Annotated in this window: 15 protein-coding genes; 2 read left to right on the top strand and 13 right to left on the bottom strand. The window is 54.8% G+C overall.

The annotated features are described in order from the left end of the window. Nucleotides 1-3 precede the first annotated feature (3 nt). The 13 genes from lpxA to rpsB form a co-directional block, all read right to left on the bottom strand. Nucleotides 4-795, bottom strand: coding sequence for an acyl-ACP--UDP-N-acetylglucosamine O-acyltransferase (lpxA, locus tag QEP11_RS13150; RefSeq protein WP_284337107.1), 792 nt, complete (start codon nt 793-795; stop codon nt 4-6). Beyond that, a complete protein-coding gene (gene fabZ, locus QEP11_RS13145; protein WP_284337305.1) occupies nt 795-1,250 on the bottom strand; it encodes a 3-hydroxyacyl-ACP dehydratase FabZ in 456 nt (151 codons plus the stop codon). The genes lpxA and fabZ overlap by 1 nt, the downstream gene beginning before the upstream one ends. Then, nucleotides 1,250-2,248: a UDP-3-O-(3-hydroxymyristoyl)glucosamine N-acyltransferase gene (gene lpxD, locus QEP11_RS13140; RefSeq protein WP_284337106.1), complete on the bottom strand. Its 999-nt coding sequence runs from the start codon at nt 2,246-2,248 to the stop codon at nt 1,250-1,252. The genes fabZ and lpxD overlap by 1 nt, the downstream gene beginning before the upstream one ends. Before the next feature lie 17 nt (nt 2,249-2,265). Continuing rightward, nucleotides 2,266-2,775 carry an OmpH/Skp family outer membrane protein gene (locus QEP11_RS13135; RefSeq protein WP_284337105.1) on the bottom strand — a complete coding sequence of 170 codons (510 nt, stop codon included), beginning with the start codon at nt 2,773-2,775 and terminating at the stop codon, nt 2,266-2,268. Beyond that, the gene (bamA, locus tag QEP11_RS13130) at nt 2,775-5,138 is read right to left on the bottom strand and encodes an outer membrane protein assembly factor BamA (RefSeq protein ID WP_284337104.1); all 2,364 of its coding nucleotides are present in this window, start codon (nt 5,136-5,138) and stop codon (nt 2,775-2,777) included. The genes QEP11_RS13135 and bamA overlap by 1 nt, the downstream gene beginning before the upstream one ends. Nucleotides 5,139-5,186: 48 nt before the next feature. Further along, nucleotides 5,187-6,548: an RIP metalloprotease RseP gene (gene rseP, locus QEP11_RS13125; RefSeq protein WP_284337103.1), complete on the bottom strand. Its 1,362-nt coding sequence runs from the start codon at nt 6,546-6,548 to the stop codon at nt 5,187-5,189. Nucleotides 6,549-6,581: 33 nt separating this feature from the next. Continuing rightward, entirely contained in the window at nt 6,582-7,760 is a 1,179-nt protein-coding gene (gene ispC, locus QEP11_RS13120; RefSeq protein ID WP_284337101.1) for a 1-deoxy-D-xylulose-5-phosphate reductoisomerase, read from the bottom strand. Next, entirely contained in the window at nt 7,760-8,611 is an 852-nt protein-coding gene (locus QEP11_RS13115) for a phosphatidate cytidylyltransferase (protein ID WP_284337100.1), read from the bottom strand. The genes ispC and QEP11_RS13115 overlap by 1 nt, the downstream gene beginning before the upstream one ends. A 16-nt stretch (nt 8,612-8,627) precedes the next feature. Further along, nucleotides 8,628-9,365, bottom strand: coding sequence for a polyprenyl diphosphate synthase (gene uppS / locus QEP11_RS13110; RefSeq protein WP_413788738.1), 738 nt, complete (start codon nt 9,363-9,365; stop codon nt 8,628-8,630). A 20-nt stretch (nt 9,366-9,385) separates the two neighbouring features. Further along, on the bottom strand, nt 9,386-9,946 hold the full coding sequence (gene frr / locus QEP11_RS13105) for a ribosome recycling factor (protein ID WP_284337098.1): 561 nt from the start codon (nt 9,944-9,946) through the stop codon (nt 9,386-9,388). 70 nt (nt 9,947-10,016) lie between these two features. After that, nucleotides 10,017-10,739, bottom strand: a complete 723-nt coding sequence (gene pyrH / locus QEP11_RS13100) for a UMP kinase (protein ID WP_284337097.1) — start codon at nt 10,737-10,739, stop codon at nt 10,017-10,019. A 68-nt stretch (nt 10,740-10,807) separates the two neighbouring features. After that, nucleotides 10,808-11,698 (bottom strand): translation elongation factor Ts, encoded by an 891-nt coding sequence (tsf, locus tag QEP11_RS13095; protein WP_284337096.1) that lies wholly within the window; start codon nt 11,696-11,698, stop codon nt 10,808-10,810. Between the two features lie 105 nt (nt 11,699-11,803). Beyond that, the gene (gene rpsB, locus QEP11_RS13090; protein ID WP_284337095.1) at nt 11,804-12,556 is read right to left on the bottom strand and encodes a 30S ribosomal protein S2; all 753 of its coding nucleotides are present in this window, start codon (nt 12,554-12,556) and stop codon (nt 11,804-11,806) included. Nucleotides 12,557-12,863: 307 nt separating this feature from the next. Here rpsB and QEP11_RS13085 point away from each other — a divergent pair, with 307 nt between their 5' ends. Further along, complete coding sequence (locus QEP11_RS13085; RefSeq protein WP_284337094.1) at nt 12,864-14,111, top strand: NAD(P)/FAD-dependent oxidoreductase; 1,248 nt, start codon at nt 12,864-12,866, stop codon at nt 14,109-14,111. 12 nt (nt 14,112-14,123) lie between these two features. Continuing rightward, nucleotides 14,124-15,647 carry an NAD(P)H-hydrate dehydratase gene (locus tag QEP11_RS13080; RefSeq protein ID WP_284337093.1) on the top strand — a complete coding sequence of 508 codons (1,524 nt, stop codon included), beginning with the start codon at nt 14,124-14,126 and terminating at the stop codon, nt 15,645-15,647. Nucleotides 15,648-15,697: the final 50 nt, after the last annotated feature.

Raw genomic sequence — 15,697 nt, 5'->3', positions numbered from 1 at the left:
GCCTTAGCGTGCAATACCTCTGGTTGAAGCAGCCAGGAACGACTGCATCATGACAATATCTTGCGCTGCCTCTGGAATTTCTGCCCGCAACTCACCAATAGCCTGTTGCGCTGCTTCCAGCGTCATGCCCTGGCGATAAAGCAATTTGTGCATTTGCTTGACGGCTCGCAAGCGCTCGGGCGAGAAGCCCCGGCGTCGCAGACCTTCAATGTTGAAGCCACGCACTGCCAGAGGATTACCCTCAATCATCATGAAGGGAGGGACGTCTTGGGCCACACGGCTGGCAAATCCCGCCATGGCATGCGCTCCAATTTTCACAAACTGGTGCACACCGGTCAGTCCACCAAGAATCACCCAGTCGCCCAGGTGCACGTGACCAGCCAAAGTGGCATTGTTGGCCAAAATGGTGTTGTTACCAACCACGCAGTCGTGCGCAATATGCACGTAAGCCATGATCCAGTTGTCACTGCCTACACGCGTCACCCCTTCGTCTTGGCTGGTACCCGTATTAAAGGTACAGAACTCTCGAATGGTATTGCGATCACCAATCACCAGCTGCGTAGGCTCCCCCGCATATTTTTTGTCCTGGGGCTGGGCGCCCAAAGAAGCAAACTGGAATATGTGGTTATCTGCACCGATAGTGGTGCGCCCTTCAATCACGCAATGCGGGCCAATGCGAGTGCCTGCACCCACGGCGACATGCTCACCGATGATGCTGTAGGCCCCCACAGACACGGAAGGGTGCACCTTGGCACCCTCGTGAATGATGGCGGTTGGATGAATGTTTGCGCTCATCAAGCCTGCTTCTCAGGACCCACATAGCGCATGGTGCACATGAGCTCGGCTTCGCAAGCCACCTCATCACCCACACGCGCAACACCTTTGAACTTCCAGATGCCACCGCGCACGCGGTCGATCGAAGCTTCCAAGATCAGCTGATCTCCCGGTTCAACAGGGCGCTTAAAACGCGCAGAGTCAATACCGACGAAATAGTAGATATTGTTTTCATCAGGCACTTGTCCCATGGCGTCAAAAGCCAGTAGACCAGCTGCTTGCGCCAAAGCCTCCAGCATCAACACACCCGGCATGACCGGACGCCCCGGGAAGTGCCCCTGAAAAAATGGCTCATTGAACGTAACGTTTTTAACCGCACGAATGCGCTGATTGCTCTCAAGCTCAATCACTCGGTCCACCAACAAGAAGGGGTAACGGTGTGGAAGCTGCTTGAGAATTGCGTGAATATCCATTATCAAATTCCGTTATTGCTGTTCTGCGCCGCTAACGCTTTCTCCAGCTTTTTAATGCGCTCTCGTAGCGCGTGCAATTGTTTGAATGATGCAGCATTTTTCTCCCACTGCTCATTTGTCTGCAGCGGAAAGATGCCAGTGTACAAACCAGGCTGATGAATCGAGCGCGTCACCATTGAAGTCGGTGAAATACTGGTTCCATCTGCAATCGTCAGATGCCCCAGGATATTAGCCGCACCACCGATTGAACAATTGCGACCCAGTCGTGCACTACCGGCCACTCCTGCATTTCCTGCAATGACCGTGTGCGCACCGATATGCACATTGTGTGCGATTTGAACGAGATTATCGAGCTTCACACCATCTTCGATGATGGTGTCATCCAGTGCCCCCCTGTCAATACAGGTGTTAGCACCTATCTCCACATCATTACCCACACAAACTCGGCCCAGTTGCTCGATTTTCACCCACGCCCCAGCTTCGTTCGCAAAGCCGAAGCCATCAGCGCCAATCACGACACCAGGGTGCAGCAAGCAGCGCTCACCAATCTCACAATCATCGGCAACCGTAATGCGCGAGCTCAGCACCGTACCAGCACCAATCTTTACGCCGGCACCAACCACGCATTGAGGGCCGATATAAGCACTTTCTGCGATCTCTGCAGAGGCATCGACTACAGCGCTGGGATGAATACCAACAGGCTTTCCCCCTTGTCTTTTTGCGCGCCAAAACTGGGTTAGCTTGGCAAAATAAACATAGGGATTTGCAACAACAATGCAAGCACCGCGCTCTGCAGCAGCCTCTCGCATTCCAGGCGCAACAATGACACAGGCCGCCTTGGAGGCGGCCATCTGGGCAACATACCTTGGATTGCTCAGGAAACTGATGGATCCAGCATCTGCCGTCTCCAGCGGGGAAATGCGAGAAATTTCCTGTTCTCTCGCTCCCCCGACTAGTTCCCCACCCAAGGCATCAAGGATTTGTCCAAGTTGAACAATCACATGATGTCCTTGTCGGTTTACTTCGATGCGTTGTTCAAAGCCTTGATCACCTTGTCAGTGATGTCATGCTTTGGGTTTACATATACCGCTTCTTGCAAGATAACGTCGTACTTTTCAGACTCGGCCACTTGCTGAACAACACGGTTGGCTTGCTCCAGTACACGCGCCAACTCTTCGTTTTTGCGCGCATTCAGGTCTTCCTGAAATTCGCGGTTTTTACGCTGGAAGTCACGGTCTTGATCAACCAGATCTCGCTGCTTGGAAATGCGCTGGCTCTCCGACAGAGTGGGAGCGTCGCGCTCAAAAGCTTCCGAAGCAGACTTCAGATTTTTTCCTGCGGCCACCAAGTCGCGCTCACGCTTGGAAAACTCTTGTTCCAACTTGGTTTGCGCAGCCTTCGCAGAATTTGCCTCACGGAAAATACGATCCGTATTGACAAAGCCAGCCTTGAATTCTTGGGCATAAGTTGTCAGAGCCATGCTACCCAGCAAGGCGGACAGTGCCAGTGTGCGATACATTTTTTTCATTAGAAAGACGTTCCGATTTGAAATTGAAGCTTTTGAAGCTCATCACCCTCTTTCTTACGAATCGGGGTAGCCCATGCAAGACGCAATGGCCCTAACGGAGAAATCCAGCTCAAGCCAATACCTGCAGATGCACGCAACTCATCAGCCTTGAAAGGATCATTTTCGCCGTAGATGCCGCCAACATCAACAAAGGTGAACCATCGCAAGGTCTTATCATTGCCCGCGCCAGGGAATGGAGCGATCAATTCAAAGTTCATTACGGCTTTTTTGGCACCACCCAAGTATGAGTAGCTACCCGAGCCATAGTTCTCAATGGCGCCATCCACGCCAATGTATTGGTTCGCCCGTGGGCCCAGGCTACCCTGCTCGAAACCTCGAACAGAGCCCAGACCACCGGCATAGAAATTCTTGAAGATGGGGTAGCTCTTGCCCCCCAGACCCTTACCCCAACCCAGCTCCGCATTCATCGCAAAGGTGACAGCCTTGGTGACAGGCAGATATTGCTGGAACTGGTAATTGGCCTTGACGTAGTTGAGGTCTCCACCGGGCGACCACTCCGCATTAAAGCGCTGATAACGTCCCGAGTTAGGCGCCAGAGCGCTGTCGCGGGAGTCCCGTCCCCAACCAATGGTCAACGGTATTGCCGTTGTGCTTTTATCTGCAAAAGGCGCATACTGAATCGGCATGTATACGCCTTCATCAATCGACGTCTGCTCAACACCTACGCCAAAGTACACCGTATCAATTTCACTAAAAGGCACCCCAAAGCGGATCGACGCCCCCTTGGAAACGATTTTGTACAGGTCTTCCGCATCCACGAGATCATCGCCTACATAGACGTCCCCTGAATATGGGCGAGATGTACGGTAGTACGCATCGATGGTGCGAGAGATACCGTCTTGTGTGAAATAAGGATCCGTCGTGCTGACAACCAGGGTACGGTTGTATTTGCTGGTATTGACGTCCAGGCCCAGGTAATTTCCCGAGCCAAACGCATTTTCCTGCTTGATACCGAAGCTCAGAGAGACTTTTTCAGCGCTCGAAAAACCTGCACCCAAGGTCACTGCGCCGGTGGGTTTTTCTTTCACATTAACCACCAGATCCACCTGGTCAGGAGAGCCTGGGATCTCTTGCGTATCAACATCCACCTCGGTGAAGTAGCCCAAACGATCCACGCGGTCGCGCGACAGCTTGATCTTGTCTCCGTCATACCAGGAAGACTCGAACTGGCGGAATTCACGACGAATCACTTCATCGCGCGTGCGGTCATTGCCTGTCACCAGAATACGACGCACATAGGCACGACGCGAAGGCTCCGCACGCAAGACAAAAGACACGCGATTGTTCTCGCGATCAATTTCCGGTACAGCTTCTACCCGCGCAAACGCAAAGCCAAAGTTACTAAAGTGATCCGAAAAGGCCTTGGTTGTCTCCGTTACCTGATCTGCGTTGTAGGCCTGGCCTGGGCGAATTTTCACCAGCGACTTGAACTCGTCGTCACGTTCCAGGTAGTTGCCTTCAAGCTCAACACCCGAGACCACAAACTTTTCGCCTTCATGGATGTTCACCACCAGCGAAATCTTTTGCTTGTCCGGAGAAATGGCAACCTGTGTGGAGTCGATACGGAAGTCCAGGTAACCGCGCTGCAAATAGTAGGAGCGCAGGGTTTCCAAGTCAGCATTCAGCTTGCTGCGCGCATAGCGGTCAGACTTGGTGTACCAGCTCAGCCAACCACCTGTATCTTGGTCAAACTGCTTTTTGAGCGTCGACTCGCTAAATGCCTTGTTACCAACAATACGAATGTCGTTGATCTTGGCTGCATCACCCTCGGTCACCGAGAAGGTCAAGTTGACACGGTTGCGCTCAATAGGTGTCACCGTGGTCACCACTTCAGCGCCGTACAGACTGCGATTGATGTACTGGCGCTTGAGCTCTTGCTCCGCACGGTCAGCAAGTGCCTTGTCGAAAGGGCGACCTTCAGCCAGGCCAACGTCACGCATGGCTTTCTGCAAAGCCTCTTTGTCGAATTCTTTGGTCCCGACAAATTCAACACCGGCAATGGTTGGGCGCTCTTCCACCACCACCACCAGCACGTTGCCATTTGCTTCCAGCCGGACGTCCTTGAACAGTCCAAGTGCAAACAAGGAGCGAATCGCGGCAGCCCCCTTGTCGTCGTTGTAATCATCCCCGACCCGCAAAGGCATGGATGCGAAGACCGTTCCAGCCTCAACGCGCTGCAGGCCTTCCACACGGATATCTTGAACCTTAAATGGTTCCAAAGCCCACGCGGCCTGGGCTGCGCAAAGCAAGGCCGCGACGGCAGTAACCGTACGAACGCCAAAACTATTTTTCGAGAGTTTCATTTGTGATGCAGGCGCCAACTTCAAAGTTCGGCAAAGTGACAAAGTTGATTAGCCCCAAAGGCGGCTGATATCGTTGAATAAAGCGATGGACATCATCATTAGCAAAAGGCCAATGCCGACCCGCTGAAAACGTTCCATCCAAACGTCGCTGACGGGATGCCCTGTGACACCTTCCCAAAGATAATACATCAGGTGCCCGCCATCCAATACAGGAAGCGGCAACAGATTCAGGACGCCGAGACTAACGCTGATGAGCGCCAAAAACAATACGTATTGGGTCAGCCCCAGGCTTGCAGACTTGCCAGCGTAATCCGCTATGGTTAAAGGACCACTCAAATTCTCTAGAGAAGCCTGCCCAATGAGCATTTTTGCCATCATTTGCACGCTTAAAACTGAGATTTCCCAGGTCTTGATCACCCCTGACAGCACCCCGTCGAACAAGCCTTTTTGCACAAGAACCATCTCGGGGTCACCACCCACGTACGCTCCGATGCGGCCAATCTGTCCCTCAGGCGTGCTCTCCAGCTGCGGAACCACTGAAATGGTTAGCGATTGTTTGTTTCGCTCAATACCCCACACCTGTGTCTGCCAATCTCTGTCTGCTCCTGCCAGTTTGATCAGCGCCCTGAGCTGGGCCCCATCCTTGATGGCATGACCATTGACGCTGCGCACCACATCCCCCGACAGCAAGCCAGCCGCCTCTGCAGGCATGTCCTTGGAAATTTCTCCAAGCACTGCAGGCGTCCAAGGTACATCAATACCAATGCGCTTTAATGCGGCCTGATCCAGATTGCCACCAGACAGCGTGGAAGTAGCAATCAGACTCTGACCTTGCTTGGCACTTTCGGTGTTGAACCAAGACAGTGATATGTCTTGTCCATGTAGTGCTGCCTGCGTGAGCTGCCAACGCAGATCTTCAAAAGACTCCACGGGCACAGCTTCGTTTTGCCCGATCTGCACGGACTGGACAGCCTCACCACCTTGCAAACCCGCTTGCTCAGCCAACGTTCCGGACTGGGGAGCCGACAGCACAGCCTTAGGTTGCTCCATCCCTACCCAGTTCACCACGCTGTAAAGCGCAATGGCCAGCAGCAAGTTGGCCAGCGGCCCAGCGGCCACAATTGCAGCCCTCTTGCGCAAAGGCTGACGATTAAAGGAGCGGTGCAACTCAGCTTCAGGGACAGCCGCCTCACGCTCGTCCAGCATGCGCACATAACCACCCAATGGCAGTGCAGCCAAAACGAACTCGGTCTCGGTGTTTCGTCCTCGCCATTTGATCAGCGGCTTGCCAATTCCAATCGAAAACCGCAGAACCTTGACACCGCACGCGACAGCAGCACGGTAATGTCCGTACTCATGAATGGCTATCAACAAGCCCAGCGCAATGATGAACGCAAGCAATGTCAGCATGAAATCAACACCTCTGCGGTTGAATGCGCCATATTAAGCGGCAAGCTTTGACAGCATTCCTGACGCAACGCTTCGTGCCTCATCGTTCAAAGCCAATAAATCCTCCAGGCAATGGGGACGTGCTGGTTGCAATTTTTCCAGCGTTGCCAGATTCAGAGCATGAATGCGGTCAAATCTCAGCTGGTTTGACAGAAAGGCCGCAACAGCCACCTCATTGGCGGCATTGAGCACAGCGGTCGTGCCTTCCGGGGCTTTCAATGCCTGCCAAGACAGATGCAAACCCGGGAAACGCCGGGCATCTGCTTCTTCAAATGTCAATGCGGCAAGCGTTGAAAAATCCAGGCGCTCAACGCCACTTTCAATACGCTGCGGCCATGCTAGCCCACATGCGATCGGCACGCGCATATCTGGTGTACCCAGTTGCGCCAGTATGGATGCATCCTTGAACTGCACCATGGAGTGCACGATTTGCTGTGGATGGATGACAACCTTGATCTGATCAGGCTCTACATCAAACAACCAACGCGCCTCAATCACTTCCAGCGCTTTGTTCATCATGGTGGCAGAGTCCACCGAAATTTTGCGCCCCATCGAAAAATTCGGGTGCTTGCAAGCCTGTGCCGGCGTGATTTCAGCCAGCGTAGCGGGATCTCGTTGGCGAAAAGGGCCACCTGATGCAGTCAAAAGCAAGCTGTCGATACGTGACTTCCAGGTGCTGCGATCTTCTGGCAGACATTGGAAGATGGCAGAGTGCTCGCTATCAATTGGCAGCAGTGTGCACTGATTGGCATGGACTGTTTCCATGAACAGCGCACCACCCACCACCAATGCTTCTTTGTTGGCCAGCAGCAAGCGCTTGCCAGCCTTGGCAGCGGCCAAACAGGGCGACAGACCCGCTGCACCCACAATGGCCCCCATCACGGCATCAACATCCGGGTGTGCGGCAATCTGCTCCAGCGCATCCGACTCAGTCAGCACTTGCGTAGCGATACCGTTGGACTTCAATTTATCAGCCAACTGCTGCGCATGGACTGCACCGACCATGACTACATAGCGCGGCTTGAACTCAGCACACTGCGCCAACATCAGTTCAACTTGGGTCGCTGCACTCAGTGCAAAAATTTCATAGTCATCAGGATGTCGACGCACGACATCCAAAGTACTTGTTCCAATTGAGCCCGTCGAGCCCAACACCGTCAAACGTTGTTTCATCACTGCACCAAAGAAGTCAGCATCATGGCCAGAGGCAATGTAGGCAGCAAGGCATCAATACGATCCAGCACACCACCGTGACCTGGCAAAAGCTGGCTGCTGTCTTTAAATCCCGCACTGCGCTTGATCAAAGACTCCACCAAGTCCCCAACCACACTCATAGCCGCCATGAACAAGGCCGCGACCAACAACAGCCAAGCACCCTGCTCGTAAAGACGTGAATAAAAACTCGCAATCTCCGCACGCTGAGCCACATCCATCCAGACCCAGACAAAAGCCATCAGTACCACACCCAGAGCGCCGCCCCAGGCTCCTTCCCAGCTCTTACCGGGACTGATCGATGGTGCCAGCTTTTGCTTGGTGAACCGCAAACCCAAAGCACGACCAGAGAAATACGCAAAGATGTCTGCCACCCATACCAGGGTTAGGACCGAGAGTAAGAAATTGATGCCAATTTGACGTGCCTGCACCATGGCCAAACCGGCAACCCACAAAGCCAGTAAACCGACGACCCAGCGCAGCGCCAAAGGAATGCGACTCCATGCCGACACACCAGCCTTGATCAACAAGGCACTCGCAAGTACCCATGCGCCTCCGGCCACCACCCACAAAGTGGTGTAGGACTTGGACAACCAGCCCAACTGCCAGGTCAGCAGGCATATCACCAACATGATCGCACCAGTAACCACGGCACCAGCGGCTCGCAGCCCGTTCAAGCGGGCCCACTCCCAGGCTCCTGCGACAAGCATGACCACGACAATGACGTTGAAAGCAATTGGGTTTGACGCAAACATTGCTGGCAACAAAATGGCCAGCAACACCAAAGCCGTGATGACACGCTGCAATAGCATGGGAGTCTCTCCCTTGTTAAACAGTCACCTGCGAAGTCGGCAACTGCGAGATTTGTTCAGATGTTTGGCCGAAACGACGCTCTCGGCGAGCGTAGTCGGCAATGGCAGCATCCAGCTCCGAGGCACCAAAGTCTGGCCATAGCGCGGGGCTGAAATACAACTCCGAGTATGCCGCCTGCCAGAGCAAGAAATTACTTATCCGGAATTCACCACCCGTACGAATCAACAAGTCCGGATCCGGCACATGCGCCATGCCCATGGCTGCATTCAGTGTGTGCTCCGTGATCATCTGCCCCTGCTGCGCCAAACGCGCAGCAGCTTGCACGATATCGCTGCGGCCACCATAGTTGAAACAGACATTCAACACCAGACGCTCATTGCATGCCGTCAAGCTCTCTGCCTGCACGAATCCTGCCTTGACTTTTTCGGACAACCTATCGCGCTCGCCCACAAAATGCAGTTGCACGCCCTCTTTGTGCAGACTGGGAACCTCGCGTCCCAGCGCACCTGCCAGCAGGCTCATCAAGCCTGAAACTTCTTCTTCCGGGCGATTCCAGTTTTCAGACGAAAAGGCAAAAACTGTCAATACCCGCACTCCACGCGCAATGCAATGGCGCACACAATTGCGCAAGGCTTCAACGCCTTGCTTGTGGCCCGCCAAACGTGGCAAAAAACGCTTTTTTGCCCAACGCCCATTGCCATCCATAACGATGGCAATGTGGCGGGGAATAACAATGGATTGGGTCAACTCTATTCCCCGCTAGCACCAGCGCTTTAAACAGCCATGATTTCCTGCTCTTTGGCCGCGACCAGAGCATCAATTTCTGCAATGTGCTTGTCAGTCAGCTTTTGCACTTCGGCTTCCGAACGCTTTTGATCGTCTTCCGATGCTTCCTTGTCTTTCACCAGACGCTTGACTGCTTCGTTGGCATCACGGCGCAGATTGCGCACAGCCACCTTGGAAGCCTCGCCCTCGTTGCGCGCCAGCTTGGTCATTTCCCGGCGACGCTCTTCGCTCATTGGAGGCATGGGCACGCGAATCAGTTCACCCATGGAAGCAGGGTTCAAGCCCAGATCGCTTTCACGAATCGCTTTTTCCACTTTGGAGGCCATGTTCTTTTCCCATGGCTGCACACTCAGGGTACGCGCATCCAGCAGCGACACGTTTGCCACTTGTGACAGCGGAACCATGGAGCCGTAATACTCCACCTGAATCACATCCAGCAACTGAGGGCTGGGACGCCCCGTACGCACACGGGACAGATTGTTCTTCAATGCCTCGATGGACTGTCCCATCTTGGTTTCGGCGGTTTTCTTGATTTCAGCAATCGTCATATTTCTTACCTCTGAAAGCAAACGGCCTTCCATGCTTACACAAGGAAGGCCTCAGGTCGCTTTAAATTAATCAAGCGTGTACCAGTGTACCCTCGTCCTCACCCATTACCACACGCAGCAATGCGCCAGGCTTGACGATGGAGAAAACGCGAATCGGCAACTTCTGGTCACGGCACAAAGCAAAAGCCGTAGCATCCATGATGCCCAGATTACGACCAATCGCTTCATCAAAAGCCAGCTTGGTGTAACGGGTAGCCGTGGGGTCCTTCACTGGGTCAGCAGTGTATACGCCATCCACCTTGGTGGCCTTCAAAACCACTTCCGCACCAATTTCTGCACCACGCAACGCTGCAGCTGTATCAGTGGTGAAGAAAGGGTTACCCGTACCAGCGGCAAACACCACTACCTTACCTTCTTCAAGGTACTGCAGCGCTTTGGGACGTACGTAGGGCTCCACCACCTGCTCGATACCGATGGCAGACATGACGCGCGCCGTCAGACCTTGCTTGTCCATGGCATCTGCCAAAGCCAGCGCATTCATGACGGTTGCCAGCATTCCCATGTAATCGGCGGTAGCGCGATCCATACCGGCCGATCCACCTGCCACACCACGGAAAATATTGCCCCCGCCGATCACCACGGCAACTTCCACGCCAACCTTAGCGACTTCAACGATCTCTGACACCATGCGCTCAATGGTGGCGCGGTTGATGCCGAACTGATCATCCCCCATGAGCGCCTCGCCAGACAGCTTAAGCAAAATGCGCTTGTGGGCTGGTTGAACTTGTGTCATGGGTAACTCCGGTATTGTGCGTGGTTATGGATTGGGAATCGGTCGAGAGCAGCAAGGCCAGGCGGTGATTAAGCGCCCTTGGCAGCAGCCATTTGGGCAGCCACTTCAGCAGCGAAGTCGTCTGCCTTCTTCTCAATGCCTTCACCCACAACGTACAGGGTAAAGCCCTTTACGGTGGTATTGGCAGCCTTGAGCATGGCAGCCACGGTTTGCTTGCCATCAGCAGCCTTCACAAACACTTGGTCAGCCAAGGAAACTTCCTTCAGATACTTCTGAACAGAACCTTCTACCATCTTGGCGACGATTTCAGCAGGCTTGCCGGATTCGGCAGCCTTGCCTTCAGCAACGGAACGCTCCTTGGCGATCAGTTCAGCAGGAACATCAGCAGAAGTCAGAGCCACAGGCTTCATGGCAGCCACGTGCATCGCGACATCCTTGGCAGCAGCAGCATCACCATCGAACTCAACGATCACACCGATGCGCGAGCCGTGCACGTAAGTTGCCAGGTTGCCTTCAAAGCGCTTGAAGCGGCGGAAAGACATGTTTTCACCGATCTTTCCGATCAGGCCCTTGCGCACGTCTTCCAGGGTGGGACCAAAACCATCCTGCTCGTATGCCACGGCACCCAGTGCCTCTACGTCTGCTGGGTTGTGCTTGGCAACCAACTGAGCGGCAGCAGCGGCCATTGCCAGGAAGCTGTCGTTCTTGGAGACGAAGTCTGTTTCGCTGTTCACTTCGATCAGGGCACCTACGTTGCCATCAATGAAGGAAGTCACCACGCCTTCAGCGGTCACACGCGATGCAGCCTTGCCAGCCTTGGTACCGAGCTTCACACGCAGCAGCTCTTCAGCCTTGGCCATGTCGCCATCAGCCTCAGTCAGAGCCTTCTTGCATTCCATCATGGGCGCATCAGTCTTAGCGCGCAGTTCAGCCACCATGCTTGCGGTAATTGCAGCCATCTTGTTTCTCCGTATTCAGTTCAAATCGTTACAGGATTTCAGCTTAAAAAAAGGGGGCTACCTTGAGCCCCGCTTTTTTATCGCGACAGGTCGCGCAGCCAGGACTTAGGCAGCGGAATCTTCCACTTCGACGAATTCGTCAGCACCTTCGCCGGCAGCAACCTTGGCCACGTCGTTCAGACGGGCTTCACGGCCTTCCAGGATAGCGTCAGCGATAGCGCGAGCGTACAGAGCAACTGCCTTGGCAGAGTCATCATTACCAGGAATCACGTAGTCGATGCCATCGGGATTGTGGTTGGAGTCCACCACACCGATCAATGGAATACCCAGCTTCTTGGCTTCGGAAATAGCGATCTTGTGGAAACCAACGTCGATCACAAAGATAGCATCGGGCAGGGTGTTCATGTCTTGAATACCGCCGATATCCTTTTCCAGCTTTTCCAGCTCACGAGCAAACATCAGTTGCTCTTTCTTGGACAGAGTTTCCAGACCAGCTTCTTGCTGAGCCTTCATGTCCTTCAGGCGCTTGATGGAAGTCTTCACTGTCTTGAAGTTGGTCAGCATGCCGCCCAACCAGCGCTGGTCCACGAAAGGCACACCTGCGCGCTGAGCTTGCTCAGCCACCAGTTCGCGGGCCTGACGCTTGGTACCAACCATCAGAATGTTGCCGCCGTTAGAAGCCAGTTGCTTGGCAAACTTCTGGGCTTCCTGCAGCATAGGCAGGGACTTTTCCAGGTTGATGATGTGAATCTTGTTACGGTGACCGAAGATGAACGGAGCCATCTTGGGGTTCCAGAAACGGGTTTGGTGACCAAAGTGGACACCTGCTTCCAGCATTTCGCGCATGGTAACGGACATGATTTTCTCCAAAAGGTTGGGTCTTAAATGCAGCTCGATTTTGCGGGCCTCATGGCCGTGCAACACCTTGAGGGAGCTGATTTGCGATTTACTTTGCTAGTTTTGCCCAGAACAATTCCAAGCAACCAACCGCAAAGCCGAAAAATTTTAGCACAAGACAGCCAAGATTCTTGCAAAGCCATTGACTTACCAATTTCATGCTTTGTCCAAGCGACAACATGTCACTTGAGATTTCTTTGCGAATGGTCCTATGGTTGCTGTGCTTTGCACGTCAAAATCCTTACTTTCGCAATAGCGCCTATATGCCATGAATATCGCCATCGTGGGAGCCGGCATCACCGGCATTTCCACAGCCTTGGAGCTTGCCCGAGACGGACACCACGTCACCGTCTACGAACAAATGAATGCCGCCGCTGAAGACGCCAGCTTTGCACCAAGCGGCTGGCTTTCACCGAGTGCCGCGCAAAGCCTTGCGGCTCCAGGCGCGGGCATGGACCTGCAGCAAATGCAAAATGGCAACGGACTGCTTCAGGCTTCCAGCATGATTGGCTCCGCCACTTGGCGCTGGATGCGGCAATGGAAAAAGCACGAGAAAAATGCTGCAGAACACGGCAATCATGCTTTCAGTCAAGCACTGCATGCCCTCAGCAATTACAGCGCGAGTTTGCGCTGGCAAGATTGTGCTGACACCGACATGGCTGCCGAGCGCAAATCTGGATCACTGGTTTTCCTACGCACACCACAGGAGGTCGAGTTCTGGAATGCGCAACTTGATTTGCTCCAAGCACAGGGCACATCCATCCAACTTGCAAGCCCCCAGCAAGCACAAACTCTGGAGCCGGGGCTTGGCCAGGAGATTGCCTGGCTTAAAGCCCTGCACTTTCCCGAAGCCGAGTCCATCAACCCACGCTTGTGGACACAATTCATGCGCATGCAAGCGCAAGAGATAGGCGTGCGCTTCGTTACAGGTACGTCCATTCAAAGACTGCACCATCAGCCCACGGGAGTGGAAATCGCCGGACAGATGAAGCCCTACGATGCAGTGGTGCTTTGTACCGGCGCCAACCAGCATTTGCTTTCTACACTGGGTCTTCAACTTCCCCTGATGCCCATAGCCGGCTATAGCATCACCGCTCCAGTGCGGGATTCGCTGCATGCTCCACGCGCAGCCATCATGGATTGGTCGCAGCAAGCCATCATCAGCCGCATGGGTCAGCGCATTCGCATCACAGCAGGCCTGGAAATGGCCAGCCCTGCCGATGCCCCGCACCACAAGCCAACCCTGGAACGGATGTATCGGTTACTCAACGACTGGTTCCCAGGTGGCGCCCAGCTTTCTTCGGCTCAAGTACAAGTTTGGCGCGGCGTGCGCGGTTATTTACCCGATGGTCTGCCTGCATTGGGCAACAGCGGTCATGCCGGTATCTGGGTCAATCTGGCGCATGGCAGCCATGGCGCAAGCCTGGCCTCAGGTTGCGCGCGCGCACTGGCCGACATGCTGCTCCAGCGAGCACCCGCCATCGACATGCAAGCCTTCTCTCCCTTGCGCTTTTAGGAGCCTTCATCCATGCTGCATCGCATTCACTGGCACAACACCGCTCCTCAGCCGCTGTGGAATGCGCGCAGCAGCAAACACATTGAACACGCCGCACTGGCACAGCCCCAGCAGCCCAGCTTGATGCTACGCGCTGGCCGCTCCGTTGCCCAGCTTGCATGCGCCATCGCCCCTCACGCCCGCAAAGCCTGGGTGCTGTGCGGTCCCGGCAACAACGGAGGCGACGGTCTGATCGCCGCCTACCATCTGGCCCTGCACGGCCTGTCAGTCGGTGTGCACTGGCTTGGAACGCCCGAGCAATGCAGCATAGACACCCTTCAGGCATGGCAACTCGCCCAGCAAATGCCCATCCAGTGGCTCACCCTCTCAGAGATCCCCCGCCTCAGCAACAACGATGTCATCGTGGATGCCCTGCTCGGCTTGGGGCAACGTGCCAGCACCACCCCAGTCTCCACCGGCATCCAGCTGTTGCTGCAGCACAGCTACCTCAGCCCTGCCCACTCACTGGCTGTTGACCTACCAACCGGCCTTGACACAGACCATGGTGCCTGGTTGCCCGGCTACGCTCCCAGCACAAGCTGGGCTCCGTCGAGCCGACACACTCTCAGCTTGCTGACCCTTAAAACCGGCCTCTTCACCAACCATGGTCGCGATGCCTGCGGAAGCATTTGGTGGGACGACCTGGAGTGCAGTACTCACCTAAAGCAACATACACCTGATGCCTGGCTTAGTGCTGCGCCACCCGATGCACAGCGCCCACACAATAGCCACAAAGGCAGCTTTGGTGATGCACTCATCATTGGCGGCGCACCAGGAATGACAGGCGCAGCGATTCTGGCTGCCAGCGCCGCCTTGCACCATGGCAAAGGCCGCACTCTGGTGCACCTGCTAGGCAACACAGAGCCTACCATCTACGCACCATTACCCGACCTGATGCTGCTGGATGCCGCAACAACCCGCGCGCAAATTGCAAACAGCACTGTTGTATGCGGCTGCGGTGGCGGACAAGCTATCCGTGCCTGGTTGCGCGATGTGCTTGAGCACGCTCCGCGACTGATTTTGGACGCTGACGCACTGAACGCACTGGCAAGCTCCGAAGATTTGCAAGCCACTCTGCGCTCGCGACATTCCCGCAACCTAGGCACCGTGCTTACCCCACACCCACTCGAGGCCGCACGCCTGTTGGAGCAAAACACGGCACAGGTGCAGGCACAGCGAATGCAAGCTGCTCAAACCCTGTCCGAACGCATGCAATGCACGGTTTTGCTCAAAGGCTCAGGAAGCGTCATTGCTAGTCCCAAGCTCACCCCGCACATCAACCCCACCGGCAATGCACGCCTGGCGATAGGTGGCACCGGCGATGTGCTGGCAGGACTTCTCGCGGCACGCTGGCAGCCCGGCATGTGCGCACACACAGCCGCCACCGACGCAGCATGGGAGCACGGCGCATTGGCAGACCAATGGCCTCAAACCCAGGCACTGACTGCCTCCGAACTGGCCAAAGCCCAACTTCAGAGCATTCACTGCTCACGATAAGCCATCTGCACAGAATCATCCAGCGCCTCAATAGATCCAGCTACCTAGAT

The organism is Comamonas halotolerans, assembly GCF_030162935.1.
GTDB classification, from domain to species: domain Bacteria; phylum Pseudomonadota; class Gammaproteobacteria; order Burkholderiales; family Burkholderiaceae_C; genus Comamonas; species Comamonas halotolerans.
The sequence above is the reverse complement of the archived record's forward strand: the minus strand, read 5'-3'. Positions and strand labels throughout refer to the sequence as shown.